General features: G+C 36.6%; 17 protein-coding genes. 11 read left to right on the forward strand and 6 right to left on the reverse strand.

Going from position 1 to position 18,058, the window contains the following annotated elements:
• Positions 1-9: 9 nt before the first annotated feature.
• The gene (locus QV06_RS01240) at positions 10-867 is read right to left on the reverse strand and encodes a hypothetical protein (RefSeq protein ID WP_065236587.1); all 858 of its coding nucleotides are present in this window, start codon (positions 865-867) and stop codon (positions 10-12) included.
• Between the two features lie 97 nt (positions 868-964).
• On the opposite strand from QV06_RS01240, the gene folC reads away from it, so the two are divergent.
• On the forward strand, positions 965-2,281 hold the full coding sequence (folC, locus tag QV06_RS01245) for a bifunctional tetrahydrofolate synthase/dihydrofolate synthase (protein ID WP_065236588.1): 1,317 nt from the start codon (positions 965-967) through the stop codon (positions 2,279-2,281).
• Between the two features lie 66 nt (positions 2,282-2,347).
• Here folC and QV06_RS01250 read toward each other — a convergent pair whose 3' ends face one another.
• The 4 genes from QV06_RS01250 to grpE all read right to left on the reverse strand — a co-directional run bounded on the left by QV06_RS01250 (position 2,348) and on the right by grpE (position 5,553).
• Positions 2,348-3,298 carry a ribose-phosphate pyrophosphokinase gene (locus QV06_RS01250; protein ID WP_065233544.1) on the reverse strand — a complete coding sequence of 317 codons (951 nt, stop codon included), beginning with the start codon at positions 3,296-3,298 and terminating at the stop codon, positions 2,348-2,350.
• Positions 3,299-3,346: 48 nt separating this feature from the next.
• Positions 3,347-4,225: a 4-(cytidine 5'-diphospho)-2-C-methyl-D-erythritol kinase gene (ispE, locus tag QV06_RS01255; protein WP_065236589.1), complete on the reverse strand. Its 879-nt coding sequence runs from the start codon at positions 4,223-4,225 to the stop codon at positions 3,347-3,349.
• A complete protein-coding gene (gene lolB, locus QV06_RS01260) occupies positions 4,225-4,854 on the reverse strand; it encodes a lipoprotein insertase outer membrane protein LolB (protein WP_245174217.1) in 630 nt (209 codons plus the stop codon). The genes ispE and lolB overlap by 1 nt, the downstream gene beginning before the upstream one ends.
• 105 nt (positions 4,855-4,959) lie before the next feature.
• On the reverse strand, positions 4,960-5,553 hold the full coding sequence (gene grpE / locus QV06_RS01265) for a nucleotide exchange factor GrpE (RefSeq protein ID WP_065233542.1): 594 nt from the start codon (positions 5,551-5,553) through the stop codon (positions 4,960-4,962).
• A 180-nt stretch (positions 5,554-5,733) separates the two neighbouring features.
• On the opposite strand from grpE, the gene QV06_RS01270 reads away from it, so the two are divergent.
• Both QV06_RS01270 and recN read left to right on the forward strand, forming a co-directional pair.
• Positions 5,734-6,654, forward strand: coding sequence for an NAD(+) kinase (locus QV06_RS01270; RefSeq protein WP_065236590.1), 921 nt, complete (start codon positions 5,734-5,736; stop codon positions 6,652-6,654).
• Positions 6,655-6,726: 72 nt separating this feature from the next.
• Entirely contained in the window at positions 6,727-8,403 is a 1,677-nt protein-coding gene (gene recN, locus QV06_RS01275) for a DNA repair protein RecN (RefSeq protein ID WP_065236591.1), read from the forward strand.
• A gap of 90 nt (positions 8,404-8,493) precedes the next feature.
• Here recN and QV06_RS01280 read toward each other — a convergent pair whose 3' ends face one another.
• Positions 8,494-9,702: an aromatic amino acid transport family protein gene (locus QV06_RS01280; RefSeq protein ID WP_065236592.1), complete on the reverse strand. Its 1,209-nt coding sequence runs from the start codon at positions 9,700-9,702 to the stop codon at positions 8,494-8,496.
• 372 nt (positions 9,703-10,074) lie between these two features.
• Here QV06_RS01280 and prfA point away from each other — a divergent pair, with 372 nt between their 5' ends.
• From prfA to lolE, 8 genes are all read left to right on the forward strand, one after another.
• A complete protein-coding gene (gene prfA / locus QV06_RS01285; RefSeq protein WP_065233538.1) occupies positions 10,075-11,157 on the forward strand; it encodes a peptide chain release factor 1 in 1,083 nt (360 codons plus the stop codon).
• Positions 11,158-11,161: 4 nt separating this feature from the next.
• Entirely contained in the window at positions 11,162-12,034 is an 873-nt protein-coding gene (prmC, locus tag QV06_RS01290) for a peptide chain release factor N(5)-glutamine methyltransferase (protein ID WP_348536850.1), read from the forward strand.
• Between the two features lie 7 nt (positions 12,035-12,041).
• Positions 12,042-12,878 carry a SirB1 family protein gene (locus QV06_RS01295; RefSeq protein ID WP_065236594.1) on the forward strand — a complete coding sequence of 279 codons (837 nt, stop codon included), beginning with the start codon at positions 12,042-12,044 and terminating at the stop codon, positions 12,876-12,878.
• Positions 12,879-12,893: 15 nt separating this feature from the next.
• Positions 12,894-13,748, forward strand: coding sequence for a 3-deoxy-8-phosphooctulonate synthase (gene kdsA, locus QV06_RS01300; protein ID WP_065233535.1), 855 nt, complete (start codon positions 12,894-12,896; stop codon positions 13,746-13,748).
• Positions 13,749-13,883: 135 nt separating this feature from the next.
• Positions 13,884-14,825: a 2-hydroxyacid dehydrogenase gene (locus QV06_RS01305; protein ID WP_065236595.1), complete on the forward strand. Its 942-nt coding sequence runs from the start codon at positions 13,884-13,886 to the stop codon at positions 14,823-14,825.
• Between the two features lie 88 nt (positions 14,826-14,913).
• Entirely contained in the window at positions 14,914-16,098 is a 1,185-nt protein-coding gene (locus QV06_RS01310; protein ID WP_065236596.1) for a lipoprotein-releasing ABC transporter permease subunit, read from the forward strand.
• The gene (gene lolD, locus QV06_RS01315; RefSeq protein WP_065233532.1) at positions 16,091-16,807 is read left to right on the forward strand and encodes a lipoprotein-releasing ABC transporter ATP-binding protein LolD; all 717 of its coding nucleotides are present in this window, start codon (positions 16,091-16,093) and stop codon (positions 16,805-16,807) included. Before QV06_RS01310 ends, lolD begins: the two co-directional genes overlap by 8 nt.
• Positions 16,804-18,054, forward strand: a complete 1,251-nt coding sequence (gene lolE, locus QV06_RS01320; RefSeq protein WP_065236597.1) for a lipoprotein-releasing ABC transporter permease subunit LolE — start codon at positions 16,804-16,806, stop codon at positions 18,052-18,054. The genes lolD and lolE overlap by 4 nt, the downstream gene beginning before the upstream one ends.
• Positions 18,055-18,058: the final 4 nt, after the last annotated feature.

The following is an 18,058-nucleotide window of genomic DNA, read 5'->3' on the forward strand; positions in this document are numbered from 1 at the left end:
TTTTGTCTACTACACCAATAATAAAATAATTGCTACAATCCCTAATCCAATACCAATAAGATTAATTTTATTCAGTTTTTCTTTAAAGCCAACTAAACCAATAATAGCCCCTAAAATCATTACCCCAATATTCATTCCTGCAAAGACTAATGATGGATTTTCGCTTAATTGTTGATGGGCCTTGATATAGAACAGAATATTAAGGAAGTTTAATGCGCCCAATAATAACCCAGCGAGCATACTTTTGCCTTGCCAGCGAGTTTTCGTAAAAATTAAATAGGCAAAGATAAAGCAGCCAGCAATAACAAATGAAGTAAATAAGGCAAATGGAAACGCGACCCTGAATTTTGCAATTTGTTTAAATAAAATATCAATTACGCCATAACCAATCCAAACCAAAAATAGCAGTAAGAACCCCTTAATACCACCTGCCGAGTTTTGTGAGCCACTTTTAAATACTAACGCGAATAATGCAAGAAAAGCAGAAATAATCGCAATGCCTTTTTGTGTGGTGAGTGACTCATTAAAAAATAAGAAAGCGGCTAGAATTGGTAAAAATAGCGATAAGCGTTGTGCTGCATCAGCGCGAGCAATACCATTAAATTCAACAGCTTTTGCCATAACTAAAAAAATTGTTGGCAATAAGAAACCGAGTAATAGAAAAATAGCACTATGTTCATTTTGGCGTAATGCATCGCTAAATGATAAGCCCATAAAATCAGGTTGAAGAATAAAGTAAGTTAAACTGCCTGCCATAAGATAATTACAAGCAATAGCCTGCGAGATCACAATTTGTTGGCTGCGTGCAATTTTCAAAAAAACACTCACCGCCACACTACAAAAAATGGCAATAAATAAAGATGACATATTTTTTCCTATTAAATTCAAATTAGAGAATAAATTGACAGCTGGCGATTTTAGGCAATATTCACTATGATACGCAAGCAGAAACTAAGGATAATGTATGATAAAACGTGATTTAACAGTAACAACACCACTAGCAGAGTGGTTAGAGTATTTAGAACATCTACACAATAAAAACATTGATATGGGATTGGAGCGAATTAAAAAAGTCGCTGCACAATTAAACTTATTACAACCTAAAGCATTTGTGATTACTGTTGCTGGAACTAATGGAAAAGGTACAACGTGTCGTTTACTAGAAACCATATTATTAAAAGCAGGTTATCGTGTAGGTGTTTATTCATCGCCACATATTTTACGTTATAACGAGAGAGTAAGAATTCAAGGGCAAGATCTTGCAGATCAGGAACATACCGCTGCTTTTTCTGCGATTGAATCTCAACGCACCGAGTCTTTAACCTATTTTGAGTTTAGTACATTAGTGGCATTATGGTTATTTGAACAAGCGAATTTAGATGTAATTATCTTAGAAGTTGGATTAGGTGGACGTTTAGATGCGACCAATATTATTGATACTAACTTAGCGATTATTACTTCTATTGATCTTGATCATATTGCTTTTTTAGGAGATACCCGAGAAAAAATTGGCTTTGAAAAGGCGGGAATTTGTCGTCCTCATACTCCGCTGGTTGTTGGTGAACCTGATTGTCCAAACTCAATTAAATCCTATGCCGAGAAATTAGCTTGCCCTACATTGTATCGAGGACAAGATTTTGATTATCAACAAAACGAAAATAGCTGGAATTGGCAATCTTCACAACAACCATGGCAGCAACTACCTTTATGTCATATCCCGTTACAAAATGCGGCGACGGCATTAGCTGCCTTACAATTTCTTCCGTTTAAGATTGAAAAACAGGTAGTGGTGGATAGTCTGGCAACAGTAACATTGACGGGGCGTTTTCAACGTTTAACGACGGCACAACGACAACAATTAGCAACGCGATTCAAGCTTAATGAACAAACTATGCCGCAAATTGTACTAGATGTTGGACACAATCCTCATGCTGCGCGCTATTTAGCAACACAATTACAACAAACAGAATATCAACATCTCTATGTGGTATGTGGAATTTTAAAGGATAAAGATGCAGCAGGGGTATTACAGCCATTATTACCATGTGTTTCTAAATGGACTTGTGTTCCTCTAGCGGGTGAGCGCGGACAGACTGGAGAAGTATTACAGCAAAAATTGAAAGTGATTGCCGGAAAAGAAGGTAAACACGTTAATTCAGAAGCAGTTGATTCAATGTTACAAAGTATAGAAAATGCGTTAAATCAGAGTAATAAAAATGATTTAATCTTGATTTTTGGCTCATTTCATACAGTAGCAGAGTTTTTAGCTTTGTTGGAATGATTAATTAATGAAAGAGAGCAATGCTAAAAATAAACCCTGCTCTTTGGCAGGGTTAAGAAAATTAAATTAGTTATTAAACATTGCTGAAATAGACTCTTCATTGCTAATACGACGAATCGCTTCAGCTAACATACCAGATAAAGTTAAGACTCTTACTTTATTAAGTGCAATGATTTCTGGACGAAGTGGAATAGTATCAGTTACTACAATTTCATCTAAGGCTGGGCTTGCAATATTTTTAGCCGCAGAACCTGAGAATACCGCATGGGTTGCATAAGCAAATACACGTTTTGCACCACGTTCTTTTAATGCTTCTGCTGCTTTACATAATGTACCACCAGTATCGATCATATCATCAACTAAAATACAATCACGACCAGCAACATCACCAATAATATGCATTACTTGAGCAACATTAGCACGTGGACGGCGTTTATCAATAATTGCCATATCGGTATCATTTAATAATTTAGCGACCGCTCTCGCACGCACTACACCACCAATATCTGGAGAAACGACGATTGGATTTTCTAAATCTTGTTTTTTCAAAATATCGTCAATTAAGACAGGAGAACCGAAAACGTTATCAACAGGTACATCAAAGAAACCTTGAATTTGTTCTGCGTGTAAGTCACAAGTTAAAACACGGTCAACGCCAACATTAGATAAAATATCTGCGACAACTTTTGCCGTAATTGGTACACGAGCAGAACGCACACGACGATCTTGACGTGCATAACCGAAGTAAGGCACTACTGCAGTAATACGACCAGCAGAAGCACGACGTAATGCATCAATCATTACGACAAGTTCCATCAGGTTATCGTTGGTTGGTGCGCAAGTAGATTGAACAATAAATACATCGGAACCACGCACATTTTCATTAATTTGGACTTGGATTTCGCCATCGCTAAAACGGCCAACGATTGCATCACTAAGAGAAGTATAAAGACGTTCAGAAATTTTCTTTGCTAGTTCTGGTGTTGCGTTACCAGCAAACAGCTTAATGTCAGGCATTGTAAACCTCGGTTTTGGTGTTAAAGATCCAGATTGAAAAACAATCCACTAAAAATATTTTTGTAATTGCTTAAGAGTAAGATATAAAGGCGACTCATTTACCCCTTTGGCAACAAACCCTGATAAATGGGCTGGGCGTTGTTGAAATACAGCTAATGCACGCTCTTGAGAGTCAAATTCCGCAAAAATACACGCACCAGTTCCTGTTAAACGGGTCGGTGCATATTGTACCAACCACTGAATAGCTTGTTCAACCTCAGGATAGTGATCTCGCACAACTTTTTCGCAATCGTTTGTATAATTTTCTGTAAGTAATACCGTAAGCGGTTTTTTCGGCGTTTGTCTTGGTAAATTGGGATCTTGGAAGATCTTTGCCGTAGAGATATCTACTGAAGGCTTTATTACAACATAATATTTCTCTTGTGGTTGGCAATAGCTAATTTTCTCACCAACACCTTCAGCAAAAGCCGCTTTACCATGAATAAAAATAGGAACATCTGCACCAAGTTGTAAGCCTAATTCAGCTAATGTTTCCAAGGGTAGGTGAGTTTGCCATAAAAAGTTTAATGCCACTAAGGTAGTTGCCGCATCAGAAGAACCACCACCTACACCACCGCCCATAGGTAATCGTTTTTCTAATTGAATGGTAGCACCAAATTGGGTATTTGTAGTTTTTTGTAATAAGGTTGCAGCACGGTAAATAAGATTCTGCTCCATAGCAACACCTACTAATTGATCGGCTAACTCAATCTTACCAGTGTTATTAATTGTAATGGTTAACCAATCACCATAATCTAAAAATTGGAACAGTGTTTGTAACTCGTGATAACCATCAGCTCGACGATGATTAATATATAAAAAAAGATTTAATTTTCCTGGGCAAGGAAAGCGGAATGCTTTACCCACAATAGAATCATTTACCGACATCAAAATTTCCATTCTTTAATTTGAATTTTTAGTTTTTTATCAGGACCACTAATCAATAAACTTTCTGGTAATTTAGGCGATAGGCTTTGGTTATAGCTCATATATTGGGCTTTCCAGTTTTCACCTTGCCATTGGTAATTGAAATGGCTTAATAGACCTTGTTGATTTACAACATAAGTTTGCGTGTTACCTGGTACGCCTTTAATCCAATTAGGAAACTCTTCTACTGGGAAATCAAAACCGATTACATCTTGGAGTAGTTGATGAATATCCTTGTCAGCATAATAGTTACCTTTATTGTCGAAAATTACAGTATTAGACGGTGTTTTCTCAATAGTTAAGGTACTACGACTTAGCAAGGATGAAAAATAGAGACGATAATGTTGTTCGCCAAGGTATTGCCAGTTAAAAGAAGATGAAAAACGTTTATTGTTGCCAATATAACCTAATTGACCATCAGCCGCATAATGTGAAATTGCATTGACTGCTTGTTGATGTTGTTGCCAAATAGGACTGGTGTGTGGAAGTGTCACTTCTGGCGTACTAAATTGTTCTTGACTAGCACAACCAATAAATAAAAGGGTCAAACTTGAAATAAGCGCAAGACGTAAAGGTGTTCTGTTAATCACAATAGATTCCCTATGTAATGAAAGAGAGGTTATTCTAATCAATATTGAAAGGGGATTCAAAAGATAAAGAAAAGCCTCTTGTATAAGAGGCTTAGGTAAAAACGATTAAGCTGCAATCATTACCATTGCTGGGCGAATAACACGACCGTTTAATAAATAACCTTTTTGTAACACGGTAGTAATTTGATTTGTGGTAAAGCCCTCAGTTGGTTGCATTGAGATCGCCTGATGTAAATCTGGGTTAAAGGTTTCACCAACCACACCAACAGGTTCAATACCAAATTTAGCTACAGTAGAAATCAGATCTTTTAATGTGAGCTCAACACCATCAAATAACGCTTTTACGCTTTCATCTTCTGAAGTATTTGGGGTTGCTGCTGCACGTTCTAAGTTATCAATAACATTTAAAATTTCTTTTGCAAATTTTTCTAATCCAAATTTATGTGCTTTTTCTACATCAGCTTCTGTACGGCGGCGGATATTATCAATTTCAGCACGAGTTCTTAATAAAATATCTTGTTCTTTTTTTGCAGCTTCTTCTAATTGGCTTTCTAAATCTTGAATTTTTGCGAGTGCTTCAGTCAATGGATCAACCTCTGCATTGGCGGTTTCTACTTCTTGATTATTCTCAGTGACTTGTTCATTTAATTCTTCTTTATTTAGTACTTGTTCTTCAGTAGTTGTTTGCTGTTCAGACATAGTTTTCTCCAAAATCAAATAGATGCTTTAACGCGCGCTAGTTTAACAAAAAAATACTATTGCCGCTAATTATTCACTTACAGAGTGTGATTAAGTCAAATTTATCGGCAAAAGTTGTGCTAATATATGACGCATTTCGTGCAATTCAAGGATTGAAATGTTATCAACTGGGTAATTGTTATGCAAGAATTTAACACAAAGGAACATCGTCATTCACTGCATCGCTCATTTAGAACCATCGGCGTTGTGGGTAAACCACGCCATGATGATAGATTACAGATGCACCAAGATCTATTTATTTGGTTAAGACATCGTGGTTATCATTTTTTAGTCGAACCTGAAGTAGGTCTAGCTTTAGGTCTAGAATCGCGTTTTATTGCGACTTTAGATGAAATTGGTGAAGCTGCTGAATTAGTTATTGTGATTGGTGGTGATGGCAATATGCTAGGGAAAGCACGAGTTCTTTCACGGTATAACACTGCGTTAATTGGCATTAATCGAGGGAATTTAGGTTTTTTAACAGATATTGACCCAGATCAGGTGTATGAACAGCTATCAGCTTGTTTAGATCGTGGCGAATTCTTTGTAGAAGAACGTTTTTTACTTGATGTGTATGTAGAGCGAAATGGTGAAGTGATTTCATCAAATCAAGCGATTAATGAGGTTGTTATTCATCCCGCAAAAATTGCACATATGATTGATTTTCAGGTTTATATCAATGATAAATTCTGCTTTTCACAACGTTCTGATGGATTAATTATTGCAACGCCAACAGGATCAACCGCTTATTCATTATCTGCTGGGGGGCCAATTTTAACGCCATTACTCAATGCGATTACCTTAGTACCAATGTTCCCACACACTTTATCCTCCCGACCTTTAGTGGTAGATGGTGACAGCAAACTACATTTCCGTTTTGCGCAATATAATGTCAGACAACTGGAAGTAAGTTGTGATAGCCAGGTCAATATTCCATTCTGTATTGATGATGTTATTGTGGTGAAGAAAAGCGATTTACGAATGAAGTTGTTACATCTACAAGATTACAACTATTACAACATTCTCAGTTCTAAATTAGGTTGGCTGAAAAAATTATTCTAATGGAGATAAGAAATACTTTACTGTATAAAAAAACAGTATATACTGATATTTATACAGTATTGGAGGTTTCTTATGCTCACTCAATTACAAATCAATAATTTTGCTATTGTTAATCATCTTACGCTTGATTTTGCTCAAGGAATGTCAGTTGTTACGGGAGAAACCGGAGCAGGAAAATCGATTGCCCTTGATGCGTTAGAAGTATGTTTAGGGCAACGTGTTGAAAGTAGTATGTTACGTTCAGGTGAATCAAGAGCAGATGTGAGTGCAGTATTTTCTCTACAAGAAAACATAGAAGCACAACAATGGCTAAAAGCACATGAGTTAGATGATGAAGATTCTCCAGATGAGTGTATTTTACGGCGAACTATTAGTGCTGATGGGCGTTCAAAAGGGTTTATCAATAATCAACCTGTCCCTGCGGCTCAATTACGAGAGTTAGGTGATTTATTAGTACAAATTAGTGGACAACATTCATCTCAACGCTTGTTAAAACCGGATTATCAATTATCGCTGTTAGATGCATTTTGTCACAACCGTAGCTTGTTACAACAACTTGCAGAACAGTATCATTATTGGAAAAAACAACAAAAAAATCTTACTGAATTTCGTCAACAATGTGCAGAAAATGAAGCAAGAAAGCAGTTGTTGCATTATCAAATTGAGGAATTAAATGATTTTGCTTTAAAAGCAGGTGAGTTTGAAGAGCTCGATATGACACAAAAACGACTTGCTAATAGTGATCTATTGACGAAGGGGTCTCAAGCGGTATTGCAATTATTAGCAGAAAATGAAACTGCTAATATTGAGAATTTATTAAGCAAAGCAGCACATTATGTTGATGAATTGGTGGAAGCTGATGAGCAATTTCATAATGCGCAGCAGTTAATTCAACAAGCACAAATTCATATCCAAGAAGCGTTTTCCGAAATTCAACATTTGGCTTATCGTATTGAGGATGATCCTGAATTATTAGCGCATACTGAAATTCGGATTAAGCAAGCACTGCAATTAGCGCAAAAACATCATGTAACAGTAACTGATCTTCCTTCCTATCATCAGCAATTAAAAAGAGAATATGAAACATTAGCAGAATATATTGAAGGTGAAGATCAGCTTGTTATGTTGGAACAGCAAGCTTACCAAGATGTTTTATCTGTTGCCCAGCAATTATCTGAACGTCGTCAGCAAGGTGCAATTTTATTAGCGAAATCAGTTACACAACAAATTAAACAACTTGCGATGGAGAATGCGGAGTTTGATATTCAATGTGTTGCAGATAAAGAAAAATTGTCTGTGAATGGATTTGACCAAATTACATTTATGTTAATGAGTAATTTAGGTGAAAGCGCACAGCCATTACATAAGAATGCTTCAGGTGGGGAGCTATCTCGTATTGCATTGGTATTACAAACTCTTACTTCTGATAAGAATGCAGTACCAACAATTATTTTTGATGAAATTGATGTCGGAATTAGTGGTGCAACAGCTAATGTAGTTGGAAAATTATTGCGTTCACTTGGCGAGTCTGTACAGATTTTATGTATTACCCACTTACCACAAGTTGCTTCGCATGGTCATCATCATTATAAAGTTGAGAAATTCTGTAGATCAGGTAAGACAGAAACAAAAGTGATGTTGCTAAATAATGATGAAAGAGTGAAAGAGTTAGGGCGTTTATTAGGTGGCAGTGAAGTAACTCAAACTTCATTAGCAAATGCACAAGAACTATTAGCTTTAGCAAGTTGATTGTAGAAAAGCCATCTTATTTTGAAAAAATAAAATGGCTTTAATCTAGGTAACTGTCATCTTAGCTTAACATTGATGACAAATTGGTATTTAACCAACAACTGGTGGTAAGTAACCCGCACTAATTAAGAATGGAACATTCATAATGAGTAAACCTAATATTAATGCGATGAATAAACCAAAATTACCACCGATAACTCGATAAGGTAAATCAGGATATTTTCTACGTAACATCCAAGCCATTCCTACCGGTAAGACTAAACCATAGAAAGTGAACATTTGTCCTGCATAAGTAAGAACTGCAAGGAAATCACGGTAAAAGAGTGCAATTAATAAAGTTGGTACGAAAGTTAGCAAACTAATACTAATTCGAGATGCATTAATATTAACTCGTTTTAATAAATCATCTAGACAATCTACTAAAGCAAGAGATACACCTAAGAAAGAAGTAATTAAGGCAAGAGCAGAGAAAGTACGTACAATCCAGCTAATAGTATTACTACCAGTAGCATGATATGTCGCTTGGACTAATCCATTTAAAGTCGGATCGTTACGAATAATTTGGATAAATTGAACTTGTTCAAATACGCCGTGTGTCGCCATTTGCCATAAAATATAAGCGAATAAAGGAATAGCTGTACCACCAATAATTGCAATACGTAGGCGGCGAATATCACCATCTAAATAGTTATTAATACTTGGAATAACAACATGGAAGCCAAAGGAAGTAAAAAAGACGGGGCTGGCTGAAATAATTAAAAAATGGTGGAGTGGCATAGCACCTAAATTTTCTAAGGTAACTTTAGGTAACATTAGAAAAAGTACAGTTGCAAAGGCAATTAATTTAGCAATAAAGAGTAAACGAGTGAAGCCATCAACTGCACCAGTGCCAATCGTTACGATAATGGCAAACACAACTACGAAAGTAATAATTGCTACGGTATTCGCGTGTTCACCGGCAAAGGTTAAAAATGGGGAAAATAAATCACCACCGCCTAAAGAGTACACGGTTAAAATGGCGTACATAAAAATGACTAAAGAGAGGGTAGCTAAAATACGACCGACCATACCAAAATGTTGTTCTGCTAATGTCGCAATCCCTGCATCTTTGCGGTCTGCCTTTTGATAGACTTCAACAAAAAGTAAAGCACTATAAGAGAGTAATGCCCATAATAAAAAGAGCAAAATTAATGTGGTAATAAATCCCATTTCTGCAGAAGTTAGTGGCATTGCCAACATTCCGGCGCCAATGGTCGTTCCTGCAACAATTAAGGAACTCCCTAACGTTTTATTTTTCATAATAAAATCTCGCTGATTGTGAATGACGGCGCAGATTTTATAGAAAAAGGTTTACAATGTAATCTATTTTTTACAGTTTATGATTTTATTTAGCTCAATGGCTTGTTTTTTGCACACCCACGTGAGATCTAAGTCACAAATTTAAAAAATAGCTTCTGAATAAATAGGTTAGATACGACATAACATAAGTGAAAAATGACATCAGAAATTTTTCCAATAAGTGAAGATATTTTCCATTGCGGAAATTGATTAATGAATATCGGACAATCACAAATTTATCGATATTTTCTTTTTCATCTTTCCGATTATTCGTTAGAATAAGCGGATTTTTGACTTTAAGCGTAATATTGACAATAACAACAAAGGTGAATGATGAAAGCCTCAATTATTAGTAAATTAGAAACCTTAGATGAACGTTATGAAGAATTACAAGCCTTGCTTGGTGATCCTTCAGTGATTAGTGACCAAGAAAAATTTCGAGCTTACTCAAAAGAGTATGCGCAATTAGAAGATGTGGTGAAATGTTTTTCACGTTGGAAACAGCTTAATAACGATTTAGAAGAGGCGAAAATTTTACTTGATGACCCAAGTATGAAAGAGATGGCTGAAGAAGAAATTGCAGCCTGTACTGCGGGAATTGAGGAGAGTGAGCAACAATTACAAATTTTGTTATTACCAAAAGATCCAAATGATGAATATAACTGCTATTTAGAAATTCGTGCTGGAACAGGTGGTGATGAAGCTGGGATTTTTGCTGGCGATTTATTCAGAATGTATAGCCGTTATGCTGAAAGTAAACGTTGGCGTACAGAAGTGTTAAGTGCAAATGAAAGCGAACAAGGTGGATATAAAGAAATAATCGTTAAAATTAGCGGTGAAAATGTTTATGGTCAGCTAAAATTCGAGTCGGGTGGTCACCGAGTACAACGTGTACCAAAAACAGAATCACAAGGGCGTATCCATACTTCAGCGTGTACAGTTGCAGTGATGCCTGAATTGCCGGAGTCTGCATTACCAGAAATTAATCCTGCTGATTTACGGATTGATACCTATCGTTCCTCTGGTGCTGGTGGTCAGCACGTTAATACGACTGATTCTGCAGTACGTATCACACATATTCCAACAGGGATCGTGGTAGAGTGCCAAGATGAACGTTCACAACATAAAAATAAAGCGAAAGCGATGTCAGTATTAGCCTCTCGATTAGTACAAGCAGAAGAAGAACGGAAAGCTGCAGAACAGGCTGATACTCGCCGTAGTTTATTAGGTTCAGGTGATCGTTCAGATAAAATCCGTACTTATAACTATCCACAAGGACGGGTGACAGATCATCGTATTAATTTGACTCTTTATCGTTTAGATGAAGTGATGAATGGAAAAATTGAAGATTTAATTCAACCAATTATTACGGAATATCAAGCAGAACAACTGGCTGCATTATCAGAAAATGAATAATTCGGTGCTAAGTTATCAAACTTGGTTACAACAAGCTGTGCAGCAGCTAAGCGTAAAGCAGAGTATTGCTGAAGCAAAAGTTGATGCACAAGCTTTATTGCAATTTGTAACACAAAAATCGTCAGCACAATTAATGGCATTTGCGGAAACCCCATTATCTCTACAACAACAACAGCGATTAACAGAATATATGACAAGACGTTTACAAGGGGAACCGATTGCATATATTGTGGGAGAGAGAGGTTTTTGGACACTAGACTTAGCTGTATCGGATAAAACCTTAATTCCGCGTCCAGATACAGAGTGTTTAGTTGAAACAGCATTATCGTTGATTGCTAATCAGTTTGCTTCAAACGAAACGTTGAGAATATTAGATTTAGGCACAGGTACTGGTGCAATTGCTTTAGCGTTAGCTTATGAGTTGCAGCAACAACAAAAAAATTATCAAATTATTGGTGTAGATCGGATTGCAGAATCTGTTACCTTGGCAAAGCAGAATGCGATACGGAATCAATTAACACAAGTTGAGTTTCTAGAGAGTAATTGGTTTTCTGCGCTTTCAACACAACAATTTCAGATAATTGTGAGTAACCCGCCTTATATTGCTGCGGATGATCCTCATCTGCAACAAGGTGATGTACGTTTTGAACCGCGTTCAGCCTTAGTTGCTGAGAATAATGGTTTGGCGGATATTGAATATATTATCGATCAAGGCAGACGTTTTATTCGTAAACAAGGGTGGTTATTACTTGAACATGGTTGGCAGCAGGCAGAAGCCGTGCAAACATTGTTCAAACGCTATAATTGGCAACAGATACAAACAATAAATGATTATGGCGGTAACCCAAGAGTCACTTTTGCGAAATGGAGTGGATAATAACAAAATGAATAAGCAAGAAGATGCAGATAAAAAATTAAGAGAGTACAGTTTACGAGTAGAAGAAAAAAAACAACTGTTTCAATATATTTTATCGTTGAATCAAGTAATTGATCCTACTTGTAGTAAATCAAGTATTTATGGACGTATGGGGCATCTTACACGTGAATTGAAATTATTTTTTGATGGTGAAACGGATCCTAAGATGCGGATCCATCTGTTATTACAGTTTTTTTATGGTGAAAAAGGGTTTTTCTGTGATCGGGAAACCTATTTCTACTCTTCAAATTTAATGCTTTCAAATGTGTTGAAGACAAAAGAGGGAACACCAGCCGTATTAGGTTCTATGGTGTTATTTTTAGCTGGACAATATGACTTACCGATCACTGGCATTAATTTTCCAACACAACTGTTATTAAGAGCAGATGTTGGGGATGAGGTAGCATTTATTAATCCTTGGGATGGACAATATGTGCCTCACGAAATGATGAAAACGTGGTTGGAAGGCTATTTAGGATTTGGTACACAATTAACAGAAGAGTATGTACGTAGTGCAGACTTAGTTGAGTTAGAAGATCGGATTTATCAAGTGCTAAAGAATGCATTAATTCGTGAAGGTAAAAATGAACAAGCATTAGCACTAATCGAACACCATTTAGCAGAAGATCCGAATGACCCTTATGAAATACGTGATAGAGGTGTAGTTTACGGCAATATGGAATGTTTTCATTTAGCAGTTCCTGATTTACAGTATTTTGTTGATCAATGCCCAGAAGATCCAGTTGCACCATTAGTCAGATTGCAATTACAAGATTTAGAAGCAATACCGTATTCATTCCAATAAATTGAAGGAAAAATTATGCAAAATAAACTAATTAAATTAGACAATATCGACATTGCCAATGACAAACCATTTGTTCTTTTTGGTGGAATGAATGTGTTAGAAAGCCGAGATATGGCGATGCAGGTATGTGAGCAGTATGTCAAAGTGACAGATAAACTCAAAGTGCCTTATGTATTTAAAGCCTCTTTTGATAAAGCTAATCGATCTTCAATTTATTCTTATCGTGGTCCAGGAATGGAAGAGGGCCTAAAAATTTTTGAGGAATTGAAGAAGACATTTGGGGTAAAAATTATCACTGATGTGCATGAAACTTACCAATGCCAGCCAGTAGCAGATGTTGTTGATATTATTCAATTACCTGCGTTCTTAGCAAGACAAACCGATCTTGTTGAAGCAATGGCTCGTACCGGGGCAATTATCAATGTGAAAAAACCTCAATTTTTAAGCCCAGGTCAAATGGGAAATATTGTTGAAAAGATCGAAGAGTGTGGTAACGATAAAGTGATTCTGTGTGATCGTGGTACTAACTTTGGGTATGACAATTTGGTAGTTGATATGCTTGGGTTCAGTATTATGAAACAAGTGTCAAAAGGCTGTCCTGTGATTTTTGACGTAACACATTCACTACAATGTCGTGACCCATTTGGTGCAGCTTCTGGCGGTCGTCGTGCACAAGTAACAGAATTAGCAAGATCAGGGTTAGCTATCGGCTTAGCTGGATTATTCTTAGAAGCGCATCCGAATCCAGAAAAAGCAAAATGTGATGGTCCTTCAGCGTTACCACTAGATAAACTTGAACCATTTGTGGCACAAATGAAAGCAGTGGATGATTTAGTGAAAAGTTTTGCTGAATTAGATACTGCTAATTAGGCTAATCTATGAAAAATAGAGGGCTGCGTAGAAATTGGACAACAGTCACTAAATTAATAATTTCTACTTTGCAACCCTCTGTTTTATTGTTATCTTGAAAACGTTTTTGTTACTAAATTTAATAAGGAGCCTGTAATGAAAATAGTCTTTTTAGATAGTACTGCCATTCCAAAACACATCCCAATTCCTCGTCCTACCTTTGCACATGAATGGATTGAATATGAACATACCTCTGCTGCTCAAGTGATTGAAAGAATGCAGGATGTTGATATTGCAGTAACCAGTAAAGTTGTATTTAGCCGAGAGGTTATGCAACAGCTACCTAAATTGAAATTAATTGCCATTACAGCAACAGGAACCAACAATGTTGATTTAGTTGCCGCTAAAGAATTAGGCATTGTTGTAAAAAATGTAACAGGCTATTCATCAGTTACTGTCCCAGAACACGTATTAGGAATGATCTATTCATTACGTCATAGTTTAATGGGCTGGTATCGTGATCAACTTACTGATCGTTGGGTTGATAATCCTCAATTCTGTTATTTTGACTATCCAATTAAAGATGTAAAAGGCTCGGTATTGGGGATTTTTGGTCGTGGTAATTTAGGCCAAGAAGTAGGGCGTTTGGCTGAATTATTAGGAATGAAAGTTCTGTATGCAGAGCATCGAGGTGCAGCAACAATTCGTGAGGGTTATACCAAATTTGAAGACGTGTTAGCACAAGCAGATATCTTGACATTACATTGTCCATTAACGGAAACAACCCAAAATTTAATTAATCATGAAACATTAGCTTTATGTAAACGAGGTGCTATTTTAATTAATACAGGACGTGGGCCTTTGGTTGATGAACAAGCCTTGTTAGACGCATTAACTTCTGGGCAATTATCAGGTGCAGCGATTGATGTAATGCGCCAAGAGCCACCAGAAAAAGGTAATGTCTTAATGGAAGCAACAAAACGGATGCCGAATTTATTAATTACGCCACATATTGCTTGGGCGTCAGATTCAGCGGTTACCACATTAGTAAATAAAGTTGCGCAAAATATCGAAGAATTTGTCGCAACAGGCAAATAAGCTGATAAAAAATAATCAAGAGAAGAATCCGTCCATTTATTAATGGACGGATTTATTCTGTAAGTTGTAAACAATAAAAGGGAAAATTATGTCGGTAAATGTTCCACTACTAGTGGCATTACGTTATTGGCGTTCTAAAAGTGGGGATCGCTTTGGTCGTTTAGTGACCCGCCTGGCAAGTATTGGCATTATGCTAGGGGTAATGGCATTGATCATTGTGTTGTCAGTAATGAATGGATTAGAAAGTTACCAAAAGCAGAACGTTTTATCTCATATTCCGCAAGCTATTGTTTCTCCACAACAACAAACACTATCGTTACAACAGCAACAACTGCCTAAATTACCCTCTTTTATCACTAAAGCCGTACCTATTAATTTGGCTCAAGTGATTATGCAAAGTAGTAATGGGCTAAGTGCTGCACAATTAATCGGTGTGCAGCAACAACAAGATGATCCATTATTAGCCTCATTACCTGAAACAATAGACACTTTATTACCAGCGAATGGATTTAATCTTATTATTGGTAGTCGCTTGGCACAACAAAATCAATTACAAGTTGGTGATAAAGTTCGCTTATTAATTCCTGAAAACAGTGTTTATACCCCATTAGGGCGAATTCCAGTGCAGCGTTTATTCACTGTTGCTGCAATTTATCCTGAATGGAGTATGGATGAACAGATTTTTGCTAATTTACAAGATGTTGGTAGGTTATTGCGGATTAAGCCAGATCAGGTACAAGGTGAACGTCTATTTTTACAAGATCCTTTTTTAATTACAGAGTTACCTGATTATTTTCCTAGTACTGAATGGAAAATCAGCGATTGGCGGGCTCAAAAAGGTGAGTTTTTTCAATCCGTTAGAATGGAAAAAAATATGATGTCTTTATTGGTGGGATTAATTATTTTAGTCGCCATTGCCAATATTGTGACCTCTTTAAGTCTAATGGTGTTAGACAAACAAGGCGAAATCGCGATTTTGCAAACACAAGGATTAGCTCGCAAACAAATTATGCAAATTTTTATCTATCAAGGTATGGTAATTGGGGTATTGAGTACCTTGCTTGGTGCGGTACTTGGCATATTAGCGACAAAATATTTAACGCCATTATTAGCTTGGCTAAATCCACAAGGGTTTGCTTTACCAAGCGAAATTGATATTCCACAAATTTTAACGATTATTCTTTTTTCATTAACTTTATCTTTTGTTTCTACGCTTTATCCTGCTTATCGTGCAGCGAAAGTTGAACCAGCGGAGGCGTTGCGTTATGAGTAATTCTATGTCTAATTTAAATCAAACAACTGCGTTGTTGGCTTGCCAGCAATTATCAAAAGTTTATCAAGAAGGCGATAAAGCAACGTCAGTACTAAAAGAAATCTCTTTTTCGATTGCAGCAAATGATTTAACCGCTATTGTAGGGAGTTCAGGTTCAGGTAAAAGTACATTGTTGCATTTACTGGGTGGATTAGATAAACCAACAGCAGGTGAAGTTTGGTTAAATGGGCAGCAATTATCGCAATTATCTGATAGCCAAATTGCAAAATTACGTAATCGCCATTTAGGATTTGTTTATCAATTTCATCATCTCATGGCTGATTTTTCTGCATTAGAAAATGTAGCAATGCCAATGCTAATTGCAGGTGAAAAACGTGATATTGCTTATACTCAAGCAGAAGAGATGTTAAAAGCGGTAAGTTTAGCCCATCGCATTGATCATCGCCCATCAGCACTATCAGGTGGTGAACGTCAACGGGTAGCGATTGCAAGAGCGCTAGTGAATAACCCTGATTTAGTGTTAGCGGACGAACCGACAGGAAATTTAGATCAAAAAACAACAGAGCATATTTTTGAATTATTACAACAGTTAAATCAAGAAAAAGGCATTGCTTTTTTATTGGTAACACATGATTTAAATTTAGCGGCAAAATTGCAAAAACGCTATCGAATGCGAGATGGTGTATTAACGGCGGAGGAAACCGTATGAGTACGCCATTTTTTATCAGTTGGCGTTATCAGCGAGGTAAGCAAAAAAATCGTTTAGTTTCGTTGATTGCTTGGTTTTCAACCTTGGGGATTGCATTAGGGGTTGCGGTACTCATCATTGGCTTGAGTGCAATGAATGGGTTTCAACGAGAACTGAATCATCGTATTCTTGCGGTTGTACCACACATTTCTATTACAGGCTATGATCGCCAGCCGGTTGAAAATTGGCATCAATTACATCAAGCATTACAAGATAATCAACAAATTTCAGGTTTCTCACCTTATGTATCATTTACGACATTAGCAGAATCTGGAGCAAAATTAAAAGTGATTCAGGTGAAAGGCATTGAGCCTGCAATGTTGCAACAGGTGAGTGCTGTGGGACAGTTTGTCTTACATAATGCATGGCAGAAATTTGTAGCAGAAAAACAAGGGATTATTCTTGGTTCAGGTATTGCAAAAGATCTTGGGGTTAAAGAAGGTGATTGGGTATCATTATTGGTTTCTAACCAGACACATCAAGACGTAAGTAAGATGGCTCAACCAGAGCGTCACCGTTTACAAGTCACTGGGATTTTACGTTTAGATGGACAGCTTGATCATAGCTATGCATTCATTCCATTATCAATTGCACAGCAGTATCTCAATTATCAAGAAAATCAAGTAACAGGTGTAGAGTTAGCGATTAAATCGCCATTTTCTGTTAATGAATTTGATTATTCTGCATTGGCAAATTATCCACAGGGATTAGTCGCAAACACCTGGATTGATAGTTTTGGTTATATGTATCGAGATATTTCTTTGATTAAAACTGTAATGTATCTTGCTATGGTATTAGTGATAGGCATTGCTTGTTTTAATATTATTTCTACCTTGATTATGGCGGTGAAAGATAAACAAGGTGATATTGCAATTTTACGAACCTTAGGAGCTGATAGTCGTTTTATCCGTCGTATTTTTTTATGGTACGGGTTATTTTCAGGAATGAAAGGTTGTTTGTGGGGAATTGTCTTGGGTGTGATGGTGGCATTAAATTTAACAGAAATTATTTATGCTATTGAAAAGATTTTGCATACTAAGATTTTATCAGATGGTGTGTATTTTATTGATTTTATGCCAAGTGAATTACATTTTACTGATGTTGGTTTAGTGTTTGTAGCAACATTAGTGCTAAGTTTATTGGCATCACTTTATCCAGCAATTCGAGCTGCACGTTTAGAGCCTGCAAAAGTTTTAAATAATCATTAAATAA

Origin of the sequence: Gallibacterium genomosp. 3 (assembly GCF_001678475.1) — a bacterium.
Lineage (GTDB): Bacteria > Pseudomonadota > Gammaproteobacteria > Enterobacterales > Pasteurellaceae > Gallibacterium > Gallibacterium faecale.

What these genes read in the sequence shown, in the direction of transcription:
- QV06_RS01240 (WP_065236587.1), bottom strand. Translation starts at nt 867, where the DNA reads ATGTCATCTTTATTTATTGCCATTTTTTGTAGTGTGGCGGTGAGTGTT.
- grpE (WP_065233542.1), bottom strand. Translation starts at nt 5,553, where the DNA reads ATGTCTGAACAGCAAACAACTACTGAAGAACAAGTACTAAATAAAGAA.
- QV06_RS01280 (WP_065236592.1), bottom strand. Translation starts at nt 9,702, where the DNA reads ATGAAAAATAAAACGTTAGGGAGTTCCTTAATTGTTGCAGGAACGACC.
- QV06_RS01270 (WP_065236590.1), top strand. Translation starts at nt 5,734, where the DNA reads ATGCAAGAATTTAACACAAAGGAACATCGTCATTCACTGCATCGCTCA.
- lolE (WP_065236597.1), top strand. Translation starts at nt 16,804, where the DNA reads ATGAGTACGCCATTTTTTATCAGTTGGCGTTATCAGCGAGGTAAGCAA.
- prfA (WP_065233538.1), top strand. Translation starts at nt 10,075, where the DNA reads ATGAAAGCCTCAATTATTAGTAAATTAGAAACCTTAGATGAACGTTAT.
- kdsA (WP_065233535.1), top strand. Translation starts at nt 12,894, where the DNA reads ATGCAAAATAAACTAATTAAATTAGACAATATCGACATTGCCAATGAC.
- QV06_RS01310 (WP_065236596.1), top strand. Translation starts at nt 14,914, where the DNA reads ATGTCGGTAAATGTTCCACTACTAGTGGCATTACGTTATTGGCGTTCT.
- QV06_RS01250 (WP_065233544.1), bottom strand. Translation starts at nt 3,298, where the DNA reads ATGCCTGACATTAAGCTGTTTGCTGGTAACGCAACACCAGAACTAGCA.
- folC (WP_065236588.1), top strand. Translation starts at nt 965, where the DNA reads ATGATAAAACGTGATTTAACAGTAACAACACCACTAGCAGAGTGGTTA.
- ispE (WP_065236589.1), bottom strand. Translation starts at nt 4,225, where the DNA reads ATGTCGGTAAATGATTCTATTGTGGGTAAAGCATTCCGCTTTCCTTGC.
- lolD (WP_065233532.1), top strand. Translation starts at nt 16,091, where the DNA reads ATGAGTAATTCTATGTCTAATTTAAATCAAACAACTGCGTTGTTGGCT.
- QV06_RS01305 (WP_065236595.1), top strand. Translation starts at nt 13,884, where the DNA reads ATGAAAATAGTCTTTTTAGATAGTACTGCCATTCCAAAACACATCCCA.
- recN (WP_065236591.1), top strand. Translation starts at nt 6,727, where the DNA reads ATGCTCACTCAATTACAAATCAATAATTTTGCTATTGTTAATCATCTT.
- QV06_RS01295 (WP_065236594.1), top strand. Translation starts at nt 12,042, where the DNA reads ATGAATAAGCAAGAAGATGCAGATAAAAAATTAAGAGAGTACAGTTTA.